Annotated in this window: 13 protein-coding genes and 1 other RNA gene; 7 read left to right on the top strand and 7 right to left on the bottom strand. The window is 40.1% G+C overall.

Annotation, left to right across the window (positions count from 1 at the left end):
• Positions 1–91: 91 nt before the first annotated feature.
• Positions 92–850, bottom strand: a complete 759-nt coding sequence (locus CHX27_RS12505) for a LytR/AlgR family response regulator transcription factor (RefSeq protein ID WP_094486910.1) — start codon at positions 848–850, stop codon at positions 92–94.
• A complete protein-coding gene (locus tag CHX27_RS12510; protein ID WP_094486909.1) occupies positions 850–3,780 on the bottom strand; it encodes a sensor histidine kinase in 2,931 nt (976 codons plus the stop codon). Before CHX27_RS12510 ends, CHX27_RS12505 begins: the two co-directional genes overlap by 1 nt.
• A gap of 148 nt (positions 3,781–3,928) precedes the next feature.
• Here CHX27_RS12510 and CHX27_RS12515 point away from each other — a divergent pair, with 148 nt between their 5' ends.
• Complete coding sequence (locus CHX27_RS12515) at positions 3,929–6,850, top strand: fibronectin type III domain-containing protein (RefSeq protein ID WP_094486908.1); 2,922 nt, start codon at positions 3,929–3,931, stop codon at positions 6,848–6,850.
• Between the two features lie 431 nt (positions 6,851–7,281).
• On the opposite strand, the gene CHX27_RS12525 is transcribed toward CHX27_RS12515, so the two are convergent.
• A complete protein-coding gene (locus tag CHX27_RS12525; protein ID WP_094486907.1) occupies positions 7,282–8,502 on the bottom strand; it encodes an NAD(P)-dependent oxidoreductase in 1,221 nt (406 codons plus the stop codon).
• Positions 8,503–8,758: 256 nt separating this feature from the next.
• Between CHX27_RS12525 and CHX27_RS12530 the strand changes: the two genes are divergently transcribed.
• Both CHX27_RS12530 and ssrA read left to right on the top strand, forming a co-directional pair.
• Entirely contained in the window at positions 8,759–9,913 is a 1,155-nt protein-coding gene (locus CHX27_RS12530) for a serine hydrolase domain-containing protein (protein WP_094486906.1), read from the top strand.
• A 50-nt stretch (positions 9,914–9,963) separates the two neighbouring features.
• Positions 9,964–10,359, top strand: a transfer-messenger RNA (tmRNA) gene (gene ssrA, locus CHX27_RS12535).
• A 124-nt stretch (positions 10,360–10,483) separates the two neighbouring features.
• On the opposite strand, the gene CHX27_RS12540 is transcribed toward ssrA, so the two are convergent.
• From CHX27_RS12540 to CHX27_RS12550, 3 genes are read right to left on the bottom strand one after another with little or no spacing between them, the layout of a single operon-like run.
• Positions 10,484–11,260: a sensor histidine kinase gene (locus tag CHX27_RS12540; RefSeq protein ID WP_094486905.1), complete on the bottom strand. Its 777-nt coding sequence runs from the start codon at positions 11,258–11,260 to the stop codon at positions 10,484–10,486.
• A complete protein-coding gene (locus CHX27_RS12545) occupies positions 11,239–11,877 on the bottom strand; it encodes a hypothetical protein (protein ID WP_133063465.1) in 639 nt (212 codons plus the stop codon). Before CHX27_RS12545 ends, CHX27_RS12540 begins: the two co-directional genes overlap by 22 nt.
• A 5-nt stretch (positions 11,878–11,882) precedes the next feature.
• The gene (locus CHX27_RS12550; RefSeq protein ID WP_094486903.1) at positions 11,883–12,200 is read right to left on the bottom strand and encodes a hypothetical protein; all 318 of its coding nucleotides are present in this window, start codon (positions 12,198–12,200) and stop codon (positions 11,883–11,885) included.
• 401 nt (positions 12,201–12,601) lie between these two features.
• Between CHX27_RS12550 and CHX27_RS12555 the strand changes: the two genes are divergently transcribed.
• From CHX27_RS12555 to CHX27_RS12570, 4 genes are read left to right on the top strand one after another with little or no spacing between them, the layout of a single operon-like run.
• Positions 12,602–13,276, top strand: coding sequence for a TetR/AcrR family transcriptional regulator (locus CHX27_RS12555; RefSeq protein ID WP_094486902.1), 675 nt, complete (start codon positions 12,602–12,604; stop codon positions 13,274–13,276).
• Position 13,277: 1 nt separating this feature from the next.
• Entirely contained in the window at positions 13,278–14,939 is a 1,662-nt protein-coding gene (locus CHX27_RS12560; protein WP_094486901.1) for a peptidase domain-containing ABC transporter, read from the top strand.
• 1 nt (position 14,940) lies between these two features.
• Positions 14,941–16,314 carry an HlyD family secretion protein gene (locus CHX27_RS12565; RefSeq protein WP_094486900.1) on the top strand — a complete coding sequence of 458 codons (1,374 nt, stop codon included), beginning with the start codon at positions 14,941–14,943 and terminating at the stop codon, positions 16,312–16,314.
• Entirely contained in the window at positions 16,314–17,702 is a 1,389-nt protein-coding gene (locus tag CHX27_RS12570) for a TolC family protein (protein WP_094486899.1), read from the top strand. Before CHX27_RS12565 ends, CHX27_RS12570 begins: the two co-directional genes overlap by 1 nt.
• Here CHX27_RS12570 and CHX27_RS15970 read toward each other — a convergent pair.
• Positions 17,699–17,926 (bottom strand): YgaP family membrane protein, encoded by a 228-nt coding sequence (locus CHX27_RS15970; protein WP_094486898.1) that lies wholly within the window; start codon positions 17,924–17,926, stop codon positions 17,699–17,701. The two genes, CHX27_RS12570 and CHX27_RS15970, sit on opposite strands and share 4 nt — an antisense overlap.
• Between the last annotated feature and the right edge of the window lie 59 nt (positions 17,927–17,985).

A 17,985-nucleotide genomic window follows, 5' to 3' on the forward strand; every position in this document is an offset into this window, starting at 1 on the left:
GATACTACAGTATCCCAAAACAAATCTGCCTTGTATTCAACCATTTATCTGTTTTCTAACCTCAATTTTTAAATCGAACTCAAGTTTACAATTACTGACTTTTCAATTTTTGCAAGATTTCGTGTTTGCGTCGCCGTGAAATTTCGAAGGTTTTCCCCGAATTGAGTTCTAAAAAGCACGGATCGCCTTTGCTGTAACTTTTGATATACAGACAATTAACCAGTTGCGAATGGCTAATTCGCATGAAATAATTTTTAGAAAGCATTTCTTCCATTTCTTTCAAACTTCTCGCCGTGGTGTAGGTGGCGCCCGAGCTGGTATTGATGCTGCAATAACGCCCGTCGGCCGCAATAAACTCCATCTCATTTTCGGGAATAAATACCACCGTATCGTTATGGTGAATGGCAATTTTTTTGGCGCTGCTTTCGTTTTCTAGATTTTTAAACAGATTTTCGAATTGCTGTCTGCTGGTTTCGCGCGATTGAATTAGATTTTGCGCTCGCAACAATGCTTCGGACAATTCCTGCCGATCGACCGGTTTCAATAGATAATCCAAAGCACTGCTTTTTATGGCTTGGATGGCGTATTCCTGATAGCTGGTAACAAAAATCACATCGAAAGGCAACTGATTTTCAAACCTTTTCAAAAGCGAAAAACCGTTTCCCTTCGGCATTTGAATATCCAAAAACAACAAATCGATTTTCGTTTCCGACAGTTCGTTAAATGCCTGTTCGATATCGGCAGCCGTGCCAACAATTTCGACGGCATCGGAAACCGAGACTAATAATTTTCCGAGCAGCTCTCTGCCACTTCTCTCATCATCAACGATATAACAACGCAACTTGCTCATCAGGAATCAAGTGTTAATTCAACGGGAATACTTATTTGCACTAGCGTACCATTAATTTGACCGTTCTCGCTAAGGTCGGTAACTTCAATAGAAATGGCTTTTGTTTCGTACAATCGTTGTACCATTTCGAGTCGTGCAGAGGAGATAGACATGCCTAAAGACTGGTGATTGTTACTGCGTTTTAGCTGCTGTGATGCCTCGCGACCCACGCCGTTATCGCTGATTTTGATAAGCAGCATTTCGGTAGTTGTGAGAAATTCTACAGTAATACGGCCTTTCGTTTGCTTTGGCTTGGCCATAATTCCATGCCAAATTGCATTTTCGATGTACGGTTGGATAAGCATCGGTGGAATTAATGTTTGGAAGATATCGACATTTTTATCAATAATAACATCATATTCAAAGGCTTGTTCAAACCGAAGTTGTTCTAAAATTACGTACAATTTGAGTGTTTCCAGCTCATCGGAAATGGGTAGCAAGCGCGATTGATTGTTTTGCAAAACCTTACGAATTAGCTTGCTGAATTGCGTTAGGTAATCGTATGCCAAATCCGATTCGTTGTTTAGCACGTAATTTTGAATGGCGTTAATGGCATTAAAAATAAAATGTGGATTCATTTGCGCCTGAATTGCAGCTAGTTTGCTTTCTGCAATAAGTTTGTGAAGCTGTGTTTTTTCGTGTTCTTTCTGCTTGTATCGGTTCAACAAAAAGCGAAATAAGAGCGTGATTGCTACCAAACCGAGAACAATAAAAAAAATGATGAAACCGAGCTGCTGCCAAAAAGGCTTTGCTATTTCGAACTCGATTACTAGTGCATGGCTCGCTTGGTTTCGCGAAGTAGCAGGAACCCATACTTTGAATTGATATTTGCCTGGTTTTAAATTATCTAACGAGATATAGTCGGTCGAAGACAAGCGGTTTTTAGATTGGGTTCCCGATAGTTGATAGCGCAAAAATCGGTTTGAATTTTGATAATCGACAACATCGAATTTAAAATACAAAGTACTGATGCCATAGGGAACTTCTTTTTGCAAAGAGTTTAAATTTTGCTTTTTACCGTCGATGAGCAACTCGGAAAAGTAGAGAAGGGGTTTCGTTTTTCTGGTTTTAAAAATCTCTGGAGTGAAACTGCACAAACCTTCGGAAGTTGCGGCATAGTAGAGTCCGTGATTGAATGCCGTGCTATAAATTTCGTTGCTGATAAATCCTTGTTCTTTGCTGATTTTTTCGACACGAGGTAACAGTTTATCCGGATCGAACCTGTAAATACCTGTATGAGTTGAAAGCCACAGAAATTTGTCGGGATACTGTTTTATATCGGAAATGTATAGCGCATCTTCGAGGCCGTTGCACACGTATTTTTGTAAGGAATTGTTTTGAAATTTATAAAGACCACTTCCTTTTGTTGCAATCCAGAATCGATTTTTAGAATCGGAGTACACGCAGGTAACTGGGTCGGGCATTTTAGCGATTTGCTTAGTTTCGCCCGTTTTACTGTCTAATATACACAACAAATCAGACGATGCCAATAACCATTTGTTTCCTTCAAAGTGGCAGCCGCTTCTTATCTTAAACGGAAATGTTGCTACGGTGTCGAGCGCTGTGCCTTTTATTTTACCGAGGAATCGGATGTTTAAGAAGTATAACTGTTTATCGACCAAATGTAAACTAAGCGCATTTTGATTTGAACCTGAATTGGTTTGAAGCAGTTTGATCTTTGAAAATTTAGAATCGGTTACAGCAATGTACTGGTGACTTGCGATATACCATTTATTGTTATGTGGGACGATATCTAGGAACATCTCAGAAAAGGATCTGGGAATATTGTAGGAAATTTGCTTGTAGTTGTTTAGTTCAACAATCGATTTTGGATTATTTGCCGTAAACATGCGGTTACCAACCGTTTTTAAAATCTCATAAGTTTGCGAATTTTCGGGACTACCAGACAGCCATTTAAAATTTGCATTTCGGCACCGAAACACACCTTTTTCTAAAGTAGTACACCAAACTTCCTGATTTTCGTCAACTAGAATGCCCGACACGGATAAGTCAGCCAGAGCGCACGTAGGCATCGAATTGAGATCGGAATTTTTGTAAAGAAACAGTCCTTTTTTTCGCATCCCAACCCAAAAATTATTTTGCTTATCGATAGAAATCGACAAGATTCGCTGCGGAAATTTCTTGATCAGTGATACGGACTTACCCGTGAGAACAACCAAATACGTGTCGATGGCAAAATAAGTGTTGTTGCCTTTTTGGGTAACGACAGGACGGGAGCTGATTAATTCGTTGCTGCTTTTAGTGAGATCGATTGTTTGAATTAGTTTGTTGTTCTCATCAACTATGCCCACGGTACGGGAGTTTTTCGAAGCGGGATTGTGAGCAAAAGACGACTTGAGCGTTATGGCTTCGTTGGTTTTTTGGAAAGCGACAAAGTTGTAAGAGGTGTAATTTGAAAAGGATGAAACTTTGTAGGTCTGAAGGTCGACTTCAAAAGTGCTCTTATTGGTGTTGATAACTAGTGTTTTGCCTTTGTTTGTAACATCTAAACTGTAGGGTGTTTCGAAAGAACTTGTTTTAGCTTTAATGAAATCACTGAAAGGAGCTTTATAAATTTTTCCGTTTTTATGGAAATAAATCGTGCGGTTGGCACCGTAAATCCAAAGACGGTTTTGGGTGTCCTCGGCAAGTGCGTACGAGGCCTTATCTTCTAGACCGTTTAGTCGATTAAAAACTTTGATTTTTGAACCGTTAAACATACTTAAACCTTGTTCGCTGCTCCACCACAAATACCCTTTGGAGTCTTTTACAATATTGTAACACTCTTTAGATGGAAGGTCGAAATTTGTGGATATAGCCTCAAAGTGAAGTGTTTGAGCGAAAGACACACTCGTTATTAAAAACCAAAACCAATTAAAAATGATTCGCATGTACTTGAGACCTTACTGGCAAATGTACCGGATTCAGTTGTAGCTTTTACGGCGCGTGCGTGGTTGTGAAAAAAATGTAATATGTGGTAGGATTGCGGGTAGGTATAGAAACTACTTTTGGGTAATTATATTCTCTAACTTTTATCCTATGCGGAACAAGTACTTTTTTACGAAATTGAGTTTTTATGCCGTGTTGTTGCTCTTATCAATACACATGAAAGCTGTTGCGCAAGTAACGGAAATCAATCAAATTGAAATCGATACAGTTGCCGCAGAGTTGCCTTTAGAGCCTGCGACACAAAATGTGCTCTTCAACCAATCGACTAGCAATTGTATTTCACCGCAATACATTGAAGTTTACATTCGGCACAGCGATAAGTTAGGTTTTCGTTGGAATGCAGTTACACCAACGCCTTCTTTAGGATATGAATACGACATTTCGCAAACCAATACGCCGCCCACGAGCAACTTAGAAACTAATGAAACATTTTCTACGGAAGTTTCGTACGGTTCATTAGAGGCAAACACTACGTATTATTTTTGGGTTCGTTCGATTTGCGACGGCCAATTTGGACCGTGGATTAGTAGTGGTCCGGTCAGTACTTTGCCTTATAAATGTGTAAATGCGCCCGATGGAGAAATAAATTCAAGCAGTATTGCAATTTCATGCGGTGGTGGATTTCAGCAAATTACAAATTTGCCGATTAGTCCAAGTTTTTATGCGAAAATCACGATTCTTCCAAATAAAACGTATGCTTTTAAAAGCAGTATTCCAACGGATTACATTACAGTTGCCGCGTTTAATGGAATAGACATGAGTATTTACGCACACGGACAAGGAACAGTTTATTGGAATTCATACAATACCAGTGGTTCGCTTGTTCGATTTTATGTACACTCCAGTGCAAATTGCGGAGTAGATAATAGCGAGATTAGATACCGATATGTGAGCTGTCAGGACGAAATAAGCAGCTGCGCGCCACCTTCCGGATTGAGTGTAGGTTCTGTAACGTCAACTTCGGCTGTTTTGGATTGGGATGCTTCCAGTGTTACGCCCATTGGCGGATACGACGTTTATTTGAGCACTAGCTCAGAAACTCCATTGTTAACGGCTACTCCTCTCGCAAATACGAGTAGTTCGGTTACGACCTATCCGCTTTTGAATTTGCAAGGCAATACCACCTATTATGCATGGATTCGGTCGAATTGTATTGTGTACTTAGGTGATTGGACTCCATCAATATCCTTTACAACGCCTTCTACTCCAACGTGCCCGACGCCTTTTGGTCTTCAGACAGCGAACGTCACTTCAAATTCAGCGAGCATTTCTTGGACAGCACCTCAAAGTGCCATTTTGGAAAGTTACGTGTATTACGTGAGTACCTCTCCTACTCCACCAACGGATAGTACGGTACCGACCGGAAGTACATTTACCAATATTGTCGATTTAAGTTCGCTTTCACCACAAACAACATATTATTTTTGGGTACAGAGCATCTGCGACTCGTTAACTAGCGTTTGGAGTTCGGGAAGTAGTTTTACAACAACGGCAACAACTTTTTGTACCAATGCAGTAAACGGACAAATACCTACAAATACAGTAACTCCAAGCTGTACGGGAAGTCCGCAGACCCTTGCCGCTGTAACATCTACTGGATCTTACTCGGTATTTAATCTGTCGGCAAATACAACTTACGTTTTAGCAAGTTCTGTAGCTACAGATTATTGGACAATAACAAACAATACTGGAACCCAAGTTTTAATAGAAGGAACAACACCCATGGAAATTGTTGTTGGAGCAACGGGAGGATTAATACGCGCCTACCTTCATGCAAACAACAACTGCGGTGTGTCTTTAACGCCGCGAAGTACTACAATTAGTTGTCCAGCACCGGTTAGTCCGTGCCAGACGCCAAGCGTTACTGCGCCAACAAATGTGACGTTTAATTCGGCGACACTAAATTGGAGTAATAGCGCGACTCCAAGTAATGGATATCAAATTTATTACAGTACCAGTTCGGTACCGCCAACCGCCAGTACCGTGCCGCAAGAAACGGCCACGGGATTAACGAAAACCATCACCAGTCTTTCGGCGAGCACTACCTACTACTATTGGATCCGTGCGAATTGCGGAGCGAACTTTAGCAACTGGACATCGACAAGTAGTTTTACCACAGCAGCCGACACCACGTGCCCAACGCCGTTTAACTTACAAGTGAGCGAGTTAGGTCCGATTAGTGCAACGCTAAACTGGCAGATACAAAATGATTCAGGTTATACATTCGATGTATTGGTGCGTTTGAACAACGTTGCTCCGACCATTAATACTACACCTAGTTTTAACATAAACTCGAATTCGGCTTTTTATGCTGGCAATAATATTGAGCCGAATAAAACATATTATTGGTGGGTTCGAACGAACTGTGGAGCGACGAAATCGCCATGGGTAGCCGGAGGCAGTTTTACAACGCCGATTCCAACGAATTGTTCACAGGCATTTTATTTTCAATATCCGCAGGAAACGGTAGTACCCACTTGTAACAATACGAGTCAGATTGTAGAAGAGTTTGCTATTACGGGAGATTTTTCGGTTTTGACTGCTTCGGCCAACCGTCAGTACACTTTTTCGACTACGATTGCAACAGATTTCATAACCATTTCCAATGCAAATAATACAGCTGTATTAGCTTCAGGAACAACTCCATTAGTTTGGTTGTCTGGAAATTACTCCGGAAATATCCGATACGTTGTGCATGAAAATTCACTTTGTGCAACCGACACATCGTTTCGTACTAAGTCGGTTAGTTGTACTACTAATTTGAGTATTGAAGCTGTTGATTATGAAGTTTTCAAATTATTCCCAAATCCGACGACCGATTTAGTTACGATTATGTCGGACAAGACCATTGAAAGCATCAACATTTATAATCAAATCGGACAGTTGCTTGCGGTTTTTCAACCGAACAATTCCGAAACTGTTTTCTCCACGAGTTCGTATGCCGCTGGTATTTATTTTGTGGAAGTTAAAACTGAAAACGGCACCCTAACCTCTCGCTTACTAAAAAAGTAGTTTTTTATTCTTTATTTCAGAGAAAGATCGCTTTGGGGGCGGTCTTTTTCGTTTTTATGAAAAGAACAAGTTGCTGAAAAAGTACGATGATACTTTATTATGGAAGAGAATTCTCGGAACTATAATTCGAGTTTGAAAACGTTTACACGTATTGCTTGTGAACAATCTTTTAATGGTAACGATTGTGAAATAGCCCTGATAGCAGCGAAAAGCCCACAGGTTTGGCGAGTTGTGCGCACGCTATTTTGTTGGCGACCAATGGAAGCCAAACAAAAAAGCTGTGCAAACCCTTGCCAAACCGCGGACTTGCAGCGAATAGCAGGAATAGCTTCTAAAAGAAATTACTCCAGAAATTTGCTCTCCTTAACTTAAATTTTGATTGAAGAAATTGATAAAAAAAACCGACTTGAAAGTCGGCTTTTGAAGTGTTATTAGTGTTTTTCGAGTGCACAGCCTTCGTCTACGTAATCTTGCAGATATTGAAAACGCTGTGTTAACGAACCTTTAGCCGTGATTTGCGCGCGCGCCAAGATACCATCTATGTCGTTGTTAAAAAAGGCGGGAATGATGTTTTCGATGAACATTTCGCCAAAACCTTCGGTGGCGTCTTTGGGCAATTCGCAGGGCAAGTTATCGATAGACATGACTGTTATGGCACCCGGATGTCTGTAATCGACTTCTTCGCCAGTGTAAGGCAAGTATCCAAAAAACGGATCGGCAATGGTGCTGGCTTTTATCGTACAAGCAATCGGGCCGTCGACATCGCAAGACACATCGGCAACTACTTTTATCTTATTTGTAGGAGCGTTGAGCAGCTCTCGGCTGAGAATTTCCGGATTTTGTGTCGCATGAAAGTGTCCGGCCATATACACATCAGCAACTTTAGAAAAGCGCTCAAAATCAGAGGTGTACATTTTTGGGTTTTGGTAAAAATCGGCTTTAGTAGCGTCTTTACCATCGGTTCTTTTGTAGTAATCGGTTACGTCTAGTTGTACGTACACGGGTTTGTCGTACTGTTTGGTAAGGAAATCGGAAACGCTAATTTTCTTAATCTTAGCCATTTGCAAGACTTCTTCGATTCCGTTTGCTACTTTTCCGTGTCCGGTGAGTACGATTTTAATGTTTGGCAAAACTAATCGCTTTACGCGTTCTTCGAGTGCTTGTTTGCAGGAAAGCGACTCGGCTTTTGGCAGTTCGAATAACTCGTATTTCAAGCCAAAAGCGCGTAAACCGTTGTAGGCACCAACGATTCCGGCGTACCGACCAAAGCCGATTAAGCGTTTATTTTCGGCATTTACCAGCGTTTCGTGATCGTATAAATCGATGTCTTTTTGCAAAACGGCTTGCAACAATTTTCGGTTGTGCGCTTGCTTTTTGATGGTATGAGAAAAGAAAAAGTACTTTTTGTTTGGCAGCAGGTTATCGACAGGGATTTCTTTCACGCCAAAGAGCACATCGCAGTCGGATAAATCGGTTGTTACTTCGAAGCCGGCGTTGCGGTATTCTTCGTCGGTAAAAACACGAATATCGGAAGATTCTACAGCAAATTCGAGTTCGGGATAGCGTTCTCGAAGCTGGGTGAGCGCCGCGGGACTAAAGACTGCACGTCTGTCTGGCGGCGATTTTCGTTCTTTAATAATTCCGAATTTCATAGCAGTATTCAAAATTCATTACAGTTGTGTTGTTGTTGTTTAAAGTACTTTGCTGTATTTTTAAAAAATTAACGAAATCGTTGTAGTTTACAAAATACTAACTAAAGTAATTTAATATGTTACAAATATAACATCGTTATTTCATAACACAAGCAATGGCTAAAATATTTCAACCAGCATTGGTTCATAAATTAACACGAGTAGCTGTGAATAGTGCGGTTCGACTGTTATATTTGCTCTAATACTCCCCTGTACTATGAGGTATTTAATTTTGTTGATGCTAGTTTTAGTGACTAGTTGTGTTGGAGATGCACGTGATCGTTTGAGTAATTCGGATCATGAGCAACCTTTTCAGGTGGCATTCAGAACTTTATCGAGACAATATAAACAAGAGAAAGCTGCTGTTGTTGATCAGTTTTTTAAGAAATATTGGTTGTCTAATCAGGTTAGTGGTGCTTTTTTAGTAGCGAAGAACGGTCAGATAATTTACGAAGCATACAAAGGTTGTGGAAGTTTTGAGCGTCGGGATTCGATAAAAGCCGAGACACCTATACATATTGCATCGATTTCTAAAGTGTTGACGGCTGCACTGATCATGCGTTTAAAAAACGAAGGTTTAATACAACTCGACGACGATGTTTCCAAGTATTTAAAACCATTTCCGTATGTAGGAATGACCGTTCGGCATTTGTTAACACATCGGAGTGGTTTAGCTAATTATGCGTATTTGTGTGATGAGAAGGAAATTTGGGATAAACGCAATCGGGTTAAGAACAGCGATGTTTTAGCTATTTTCAACAAGTTTTCGATTCCGTTGCAAGGAGGGATTGGCAAGCGATTTGCGTATTGCAACACCAACTATGTTTTGTTGGCACTAATAGCCGAGCAAGTAACACAAAAGAGCTACCCTGCACTGATGCAAGAGTATATTTTTGGGCCGTTGGGAATGAAACATTCGTTTGTTATGACCGATGATTTAGACAAAGAAGCCGTTTGCCAATCCTATAAAGGAAATAGGATGCGTTTGGCTTTCGATCATTTAGACGATACGTACGGCGACAAAAACATTTATTCGACGCCGCGCGATTTGCTACTGTTTGACAAGGCGACTTATTCGGATGATTTTTTTACGGATGCCGACAAGCAAGAAATTTATCGCGGTTACAGTTACGAAAGTCGCGGAACGCGTAATTACGGTATCGGAATTCGTTTGTATGAATGGAAGACGGGAGAAAAAATGTTTTACCACAACGGCTGGTGGCACGGGAATACGAGTTCGTATGTGACGTTGCGTAAAGACTCGGTTTGCATCATTGCGTTGTCTAACAAATACAGCAAGGTGCCGTATCAGTCGTTTAAATTAGCTTCGGTATTTGGAAACTATCCGATTGATGGCGAGGCTGGGGAATAAACTTGCGTACTGCGGAAAGAGGCACTATATTTGCAGGCTCGAATTTACTTGGGGTCGACTGGTTTTGACAGCAAGTTGAATTGGAAAATAAGCACGTCGAGAACTGGAGTAATTCTCGTTAATAAAAGGCTTCACACTTTTATACGGCGAAGGAAACTACGCTCTTGCTGCATAATCTGAAGTTTAGTAAGATTAGCCTCGTCCTACCAGGTAGGAAAGCAGGATTTACCTCAAAAGCCTTGGTTTATGGCATTTGGTTTAGGTAAATCGTAAAAATAAACCTAGGTGTTGCGATGCTTCTAAGCGACATCGAAGTAACAGAAGCTAAGTGTTCGGTGGCGGTTACCGGCCAAGCCAAACATCGAAAATCTAAGCGGTAAATAAGCGTGTAGAAAGTTTTTTGGTTGCTTGTTTGGACCCGAGTTCGATTCTCGGCGACTCCACAAAAAAAGCGGTACTTTGGTTTAGTACCGCTTTTTTTATTCGTTAAAATGAAGGATTTTTTGGAGATGATACTTACTGAAATCGACAAGGGCTCTTTTAGTAGTATGAATAGCAGATTACAAAAAATCAGTTTTCGTGTTCGCTCGCTGGAAAACGAATTTGAATTACATTTCCGGTTTCGGAGGAACTTTGTTTGATTTTACCGCCGATTTGTTTGCTTCGCGAAAGAATGTTTTTAAGTCCCATGCCTTTTGATTTTTTTAGATTTTCAAAAAAGTCGAATGGTGAACCGTTGTCTTTGATTTCAAGTTCCAGAAAGGAATCTATTTTCTTGATACTGAAATGAACCACAGTAACATTGCCGTATTTGAGCATGTTTCCGAGTAATTCTTGCACGATTCGATAGAGTTCGTAGGAATTAGAGGCAGAAACGGGAATATCGCGCTGATAAAAATCGGTGTGAATGGTAAGTAAACTCCATTTTTTAATTCGTTCGAAGTAATCTTCTAGGGTTGGCACTAGTCCGAGTGTATCAAGCAAAGGCGGCATTAGGTTATAGCTGATTACTTTCACTTCGGCGAGCATGTTTTCAACCGATGTTTTTACCCCAAATAGAACGGCACGACTTTCTTGATCTTGAATTTTTGTTTCCAGTTGTGAGATGTGGTTGCGTATGGTAATCATATCGCCGCTAACACCATCGTGGAAATCTTCTGCAATGCGTTTGCGTTCTCGTTTTTCTGATTCGAGCGATACACGTAGTAAATTCTCAGACTCGGCTTGTCTGATTTTCAGAACTTTTCTTTGGTAAATTAAAGCAATTAGCAAAACACCTAGCGTCATGGAAATCATGATTAAGGTGCCAATCCAGAAGAAAATTACTAGTCCGTCTTCATTTTCCATATACCAAAACCAATTAAAAGTCTGAAGAAAATTCCAGCGAAAGCGTTTATCTGCCAATAGCTGGTAAACTGTAGGGAGCTTTTAAGTATGAAGTTACTGGCAAGAAATAGAAACAAGGTACTCGCATAGTAGAGCGTAAGCGACAGGATGAAATAAAAATTAGGATTATGCCAAAGATTCCAATCTTTTAAATCGTCCATTAATTTGCGGAACCACAATGCTACAGATAAAAAGATGAAAAGTGTGATGTATGTTCTATTAATTGCCATAGCAAGATACATGGTGCTTTTATTGATCCAAACAAAAAGCGAGCATATATAAACAGCGATGAAACCGATAAAAAGCCACTTAAAGAGCTTTTGGTATTTGGGTTTCAAAAGATTATTAAAGAAGTAATGAATTGCCAAAAAACTTAAAAACGGATAAATTTGAAACCAGTAGTATGCGTCTGTATATAGTAGATGCGTAATAAAGTACTCGTAAAAAGTTGAAAAACCTATTAACCAAATAAATGGTGTAAAAGGTCCTGAATTTATAGCCGTTTTTTTAACGTAAAATAACATGGCTACATCAAGAACTCCGGCTAATAACGCTAAATACAAAAAGATATTCTGCAATTTTTTTAATCTTTCATTAATGGACTGCTAGTTGGGCAGCTTGGAGGGCATGATACAAATTCATCTAATAAAACACCATTTGTCATATCATTTCCCTTTTCATCTACCCCAACTAAAACAATATTGCTTTGTTTACTTTGCAAATTATAACCATTGTAAATGCGCAGGCCTACACAACCTGATTGTTGCAATATCAGATTTAAGTTTTCTGTACTCACATAATATGAGAAAATTGCATTAGGATTTGCAGACTGATATGCGTGCGTGTACTGGCAAGCCTCTTCTAATGTAATAACTCGTCCACTATCGTTGTTTGTACTCATGATATTTTGATTTTGTGTTTAGACAAATTTCACACTATAAATCAAAAAAACAATACCAAAATTTAACTATTAAATAGTTTTTTTCTACAAACACGTGTAACCGTTAACCAATTTTTGTCGAATGCTATGTTAAGTCGCATTTTTATACGAGTTGCAACTTTGCGTTAGGGATAGCAGCGGAAATGAAAACAAAGTTGTTTGCTGCTTTTGCGCAGAAGTGCCGGCGACCTCAGAAGCCGAAACTTGTGCTGCAAAAAGCAAAACAACGCGTTTGAATTGAAGCGAATAGCCCGACGGCGCCGGAGGAACGACCCGCCGGAACGCCCAAAAAACGATAAATAAAAGTTAAACTATGACAAATCGATAGTAACACTATTAATTTTGCGCTAAATAATTTGAGAATGCGAGAGCTTATATCAAATATCCGATTGCAGGTACATCAAAAAACGTTTGTCAAAGATCCGGAGACTTCGGAATTGGGGAAAAACCTTATTCGCGAAAGTATTTTGCTTATTGATGAAATTGGTTTTGAAAATTTTACGTTTAAGAAGTTAGGCGAACGAATTAAATCTAACGAGAGTTCGGTATATCGTTACTTTGAAAACAAACATAAATTGCTGCTGTACTTGGCAAGCTGGTATTGGTCGTATTTAGAATATCGCTTGGTATTTGCAACCAACAATATCGAGGATCCGTGTGTGCGACTCAAAATTGCCATTGGAATTGTAACCGAAAAAGTTCTCGACGACACCGATACCGCGCACATTAATGAAGCTATTTTGAGTCGGATTATTATAGCCGAATTTTCAAAAGTAATGCATACCAAAGAAGTAGATCAGGAGAATAAAGAAGGGTTCTTTTTGATTTACAAGCGATTGAATGCCCGTATTGTTTCGATTATCAAGGAAATTAATCCGAATTATCCGTTTGCAGAAAGCTTGGTATCGACCGTTATCTCAGGTGCGCTCCACCAACACTTTTTAAGTGAACACTTGGAATCGCTTTCGAGCATAGACAGCGGAAAGTCGGTTTCCGAATTTTACACCCATCTAATCACTAATACTATTCAGAATTAATATGACGCCTTTAAAAAGATTATACAGCATGCTTGAATTGGATCGCAAAGACGTGATTCAGATTTTTGCGTATGCCATAATTGCCGGTCTGATTTCGCTTTCATTGCCGCTCGGTATTCAAAGCATCATCAATTTTTTACAATCGGGTCGCGTGAGCGCTTCGCTGGTCGTATTGATTATAATTGTAGTGATTGGCGTGGCTTTGGGCGGCCTCATGTCGCTGATGCAGTTGCGTATTACCGAAAATTTGCAGCAAAAGATTTTTATTCGCTCGTCGTTCGAATTTGCAGCGCGCTTGCCAAAAATCAAGTTCACTGAGATTTATAAGATTTATCCACCAGAGCTGGCCAACCGCTTTTTTGATACGTTGGCCATTCAGAAAGGTATTTCAAAGCTGTTGCTCGACTTTTCGGCAGCCATTTTGCAGATTACCTTTGGTATGATTTTGCTTTCGTTGTACCATCCTTACTTTTTATTGTTTGGCATTTTATTGTCGCTCCTACTCTATTTAATCTTTAAGTTTTCATACAAGCGCGGTTTAAACACATCGATGTACGAATCGAAATACAAGTATAAAGTTGCTGGTTGGTTGCAAGAAATTGCCCGAAACAACTATAGTTTCAAGAAGTACCAGCACTTTTGCTTTGCGATGGAAAAAAACGATAAACTCACCGATGAGTATCTCATGTATCGCGAAAAACACTTTAAAGTTATTCAGTCGCAATACAGCCAACTTATTGTTTTTAAAATCATAATCACGGCAGGCTTGTTGTTGGTAGGCGGATATCTGGTTATGAACATGCAAATGAACATTGGACAGTTTGTGGCAGCGGAGATCATTATTCTTCTTGTTATCGGCTCTGTGGAGAAGATTGTTATTGGCTTGGAGACTTTTTACGATGTACTCACTTCCGTGGAAAAAATCGGACAAGTTACCGATATGGAAATGGAAGAGCAACAACGAAATGAAGTGAGCGCCTGTTATACCGAGATTCAGTTACAAGCTGAGGACATGGATTTCCGTTTCCCGGGAACGGATGTCGACACGCTTCGCGACATAAATTTACAGATTAATCAAGGTGAGAAAATTTTCTTGGAAGGAAATAACGGCTCTGGGAAAACCACCTTGATACGCGTATTGGCGGGTATTTTACGACCAACGGGCGGTGCTTTATTCATCAACGATGATACCTATAAGAAAATCGATTTGCAACAATACCGAAATAGTATTGAGACGATAGTACAACGCGAGACGTTTTTTGAAGGTTCTATTTTAGAGAACATTACTTTTAGAGATAAAGACATTAAAGAAGACGATCTGAAATACGCCATCGAAGCCGTAAAATTGAAAGACTTAATTAAGTCGCTACCCGACGGTTTAGATACCATGCTTATTCCCGATGGAAAGCAATTTTCTTCTTCGAATGCGCAGAAAATTCTGATTGCAAGAAGTATCGTTCGTAAGCCATTGGTGTTGTTTTATGAAGATCCGACCGACACTATGGATGAGCCGATTGCCAAAGAGATTATCGACTTTATCATGGATAAGAAAAACCGTTGGACTGTTATCGTTACGTCGAAAAATCAGTATTGGAAGTCGAAGGCAACACGAGTAGTTTCGATGTCTAAAGGTGAAATCATTAACGATCAAAAATTAGTTTAAGATGCTGAATTTATCTAAAGAAAACTCCGTATATATTCCACAGGCAGAGCGATTTAAGACAGTTCGCAGCTTGGAAAACCGTCCGCATTATAAAATTCTGAATCGTTTCATGGCGATCTTCGGAATCATCCTGATCATTTTCATGTTTTTGCCGTGGACACAGAACATTTCCGGAACGGGTTCTGTAACGACCTTGAGACCGGGTCAACGTCCGCAAACCATTCATACAACCATTGCCGGACGTATTGAGAAATGGTATGTGCAAGAAGGCCAATTTGTTAAAAAAGGCGATACTATTGTGTATCTCAGCGAGGTTAAAGAAGATTATTTGGATCCGAACCTAGTGGAAAACACGAAGAATCAACGCGATGCCAAGAAATCGGCGGCAGCTTCTTACGGGCAAAAAGTTGTTGCGCTTGAAGGTCAGAAAGGCGCAATCTTAAGAGAGTTAAAACTCAAAACAGAACAAGCACGTAACAAAGTACTGCAAGCAAAACTAAAAATCAAAAGCGACAGTACCGATTTAGTTGCTACAAAAACGCTGCTGCGCATTGCAAACACGCAGTACAATCGAGCAGTTACCTTAAATAAAGACGGATTAAAACCTGTTACAGATGTCGAAGAAAAGCGATTGAAACAGCAGGAAATGGAAGCTAAAATTATCACGATTGAGAACAAATTTTTGGCGTCTAAAAATGAACTGATAAATGCTATTGTCGAATTAGATCGTCTGGAATCCGAATACGCGGAAAAGATTGCTAAGGTTGAAAGCGACCAGTTTACGGCAAAAAGTAGTCAGTTTGACACCGAGGCGCAAGTCAACAAGCTCGACAATCAATACGTTAATTACAACATTCGAAACGGCATGTATTACATATTAGCTCCGCAGGACGGTTATGTAAACCGCGCATTACAGTCGGGTGTTGGCGAAATTATAAAAGAAGGAACTCCGGTGGTAAGTATCATGCCGCAAAATTTCGAAATTGCCGTTGAAACTTTTGTTTCGCCAATCGATTTACCCTTGATTAAACGCGGCGAAAAAGTTCGTGTTTGGTTTGATGGTTGGCCTACTATCGTATTTTCGGGCTGGCCGGATATGTCTTACGGAACTTTTGGTGGAACTGTTGTAGCTATTGAAAATTTCATCAGCGAAAACGGAAAATACCGCGTGCTTATTGCTCCGGATAATACCGACCAGCAGTGGCCCACGCAATTAGCGATTGGTTCGGGAGCGCAAACCATTGCCTTATTGGAAACGGTGCCGGTTTGGTTTGAAATTTGGCGACGCCTCAACGGATTCCCGCCGAATTACTACAAAGGGGCTAGTTCTGATATTAAGTCGAATTCTTCAACTCCGAAAAAAGACGGTAAATAATGAAAGTACGACTGTTACTGTTTGCTTTAATCGGACAACTTTCCTTTGCGCAGGATAATCCCAAAATCATGTCGTTTGAGGAGTATATGGGATTTGTACGCAAGTTTCATCCTTTGGTGAAAAGTGCTGATTTAGAAATATCTGCTGCACAAGCTGCTTTAATGACGGCACGCGGCGCTTTTGATCCGGTTTTGGAAGCCGATTTCGAGCGCAAAGATTTTAAAGGAAGTACCTATTACAATGTTTTTAACGGAACGTTTAAAATTCCGACTTGGTACGGAATCGAAATTAAAGCCGGAATCGACGACAATAACGGACAGTATTTAAACCCGCAAAACCTTGTTCCGGCAACAGGTTTGGGCAACGTAGGCATATCGATTCCGATTGCACAAGATTTGTTTATCAACAAGCGAATGGCCGATTTACGGAAAGCAAAGTTGCAACAAACCTTGAGTCGCGCCGATCGGAATCTGATGGCTACTGCCGTATTGTCGGAGGCTGCCGAAGCCTATTTCAGCTGGCAGCGTCAGTACCGCGAATATGAACTCTATCAGGAATTTGCCAAAAATGCTAAAATTCGTTTAGACGGTATCAAAATTTTAATTCAGGAAGGCGATAAACCAGTTATCGATAGTACGGAAGCGCGAATCGTGGTAGTGAACCGAAATTTATCTTTAGAAGATTCAAAACTAAAATTAATTAAAGCGCGGTTAGAACTGAGTAATTTTCTTTGGATTGAAAACAATGTACCGTTGGAACTGGCTGAAGATATGATTCCAGAACCCGATACAGAACAACGTATTTCGGAAGTTTTACAAACCAACGAAATGATCACCAATAACGTTGATTTAAATCAGCATCCGAAGGTTCAGGCGCTCGAAACTAAAGTAAAAATGCTGGAAATTGAGCGCCGATTGGCTGCTAACCGACTATTACCACGGGCCGATTTTGGCTACAGCTACTTGTTTCAGCCCGACTCGTTCGACGCGTCAAAACGATTCGATGATTATAAGGTAGGATTTAACTTCTATTTTCCAATATTTATCAGAAAAGAACGCGGAAACTTGCAACGCGCAAAACTAGCTTTAACGGATGCTAATTTGTCTTTAAAATTTGAGACGCGACAGTTAGAAAATAAAATTCAAGCGGCTCAAACGGAAATTATTTCTTTAGAAAAGCAAGCTTCGCTGATGCGAGAATTAGTTCGCGATACCGGCACAATGCTCAATGCAGAAATACGTTTATTTGAGGCAGGCGAAAGCTCTTTGTTTCTTTTAAATACCCGCGAAAATACGTTGATAAGCAGTCGTTTGTCCGAAATTGCAGTTAGAAATAGACTGCTTTCCGCGCACGCTAAATTGTTTGAAACGTTGGCAAATCCAGACTAATACATTCCTGAACCTGAGCGGCGCTGCCTAGATGCGTCGACTCCAAAAATCTTGTAAACTAAACAAATTTTAAAGACTGCAGTCAAGATTAAATAGACACTTGCCACATACAAGATAATTTGGATGTAAAAGTTATCTGCTACATTGAAATAAGCGCATAGAATTAAAGCAGCTGCAAGAATAGAACGTCTCCATTGCGATCCAGAACTTAAGTTTGCTTCCATTGTGTTGGGTTGGTTAATTGGGGAACCGCATCAAAAATAGAAACAAATATTAACAATCA

Origin of the sequence: Flavobacterium aurantiibacter (genome assembly GCF_002251775.1) — a bacterium.
GTDB classification, from domain to species: Bacteria; Bacteroidota; Bacteroidia; order Flavobacteriales; family Flavobacteriaceae; genus Flavobacterium; species Flavobacterium aurantiibacter.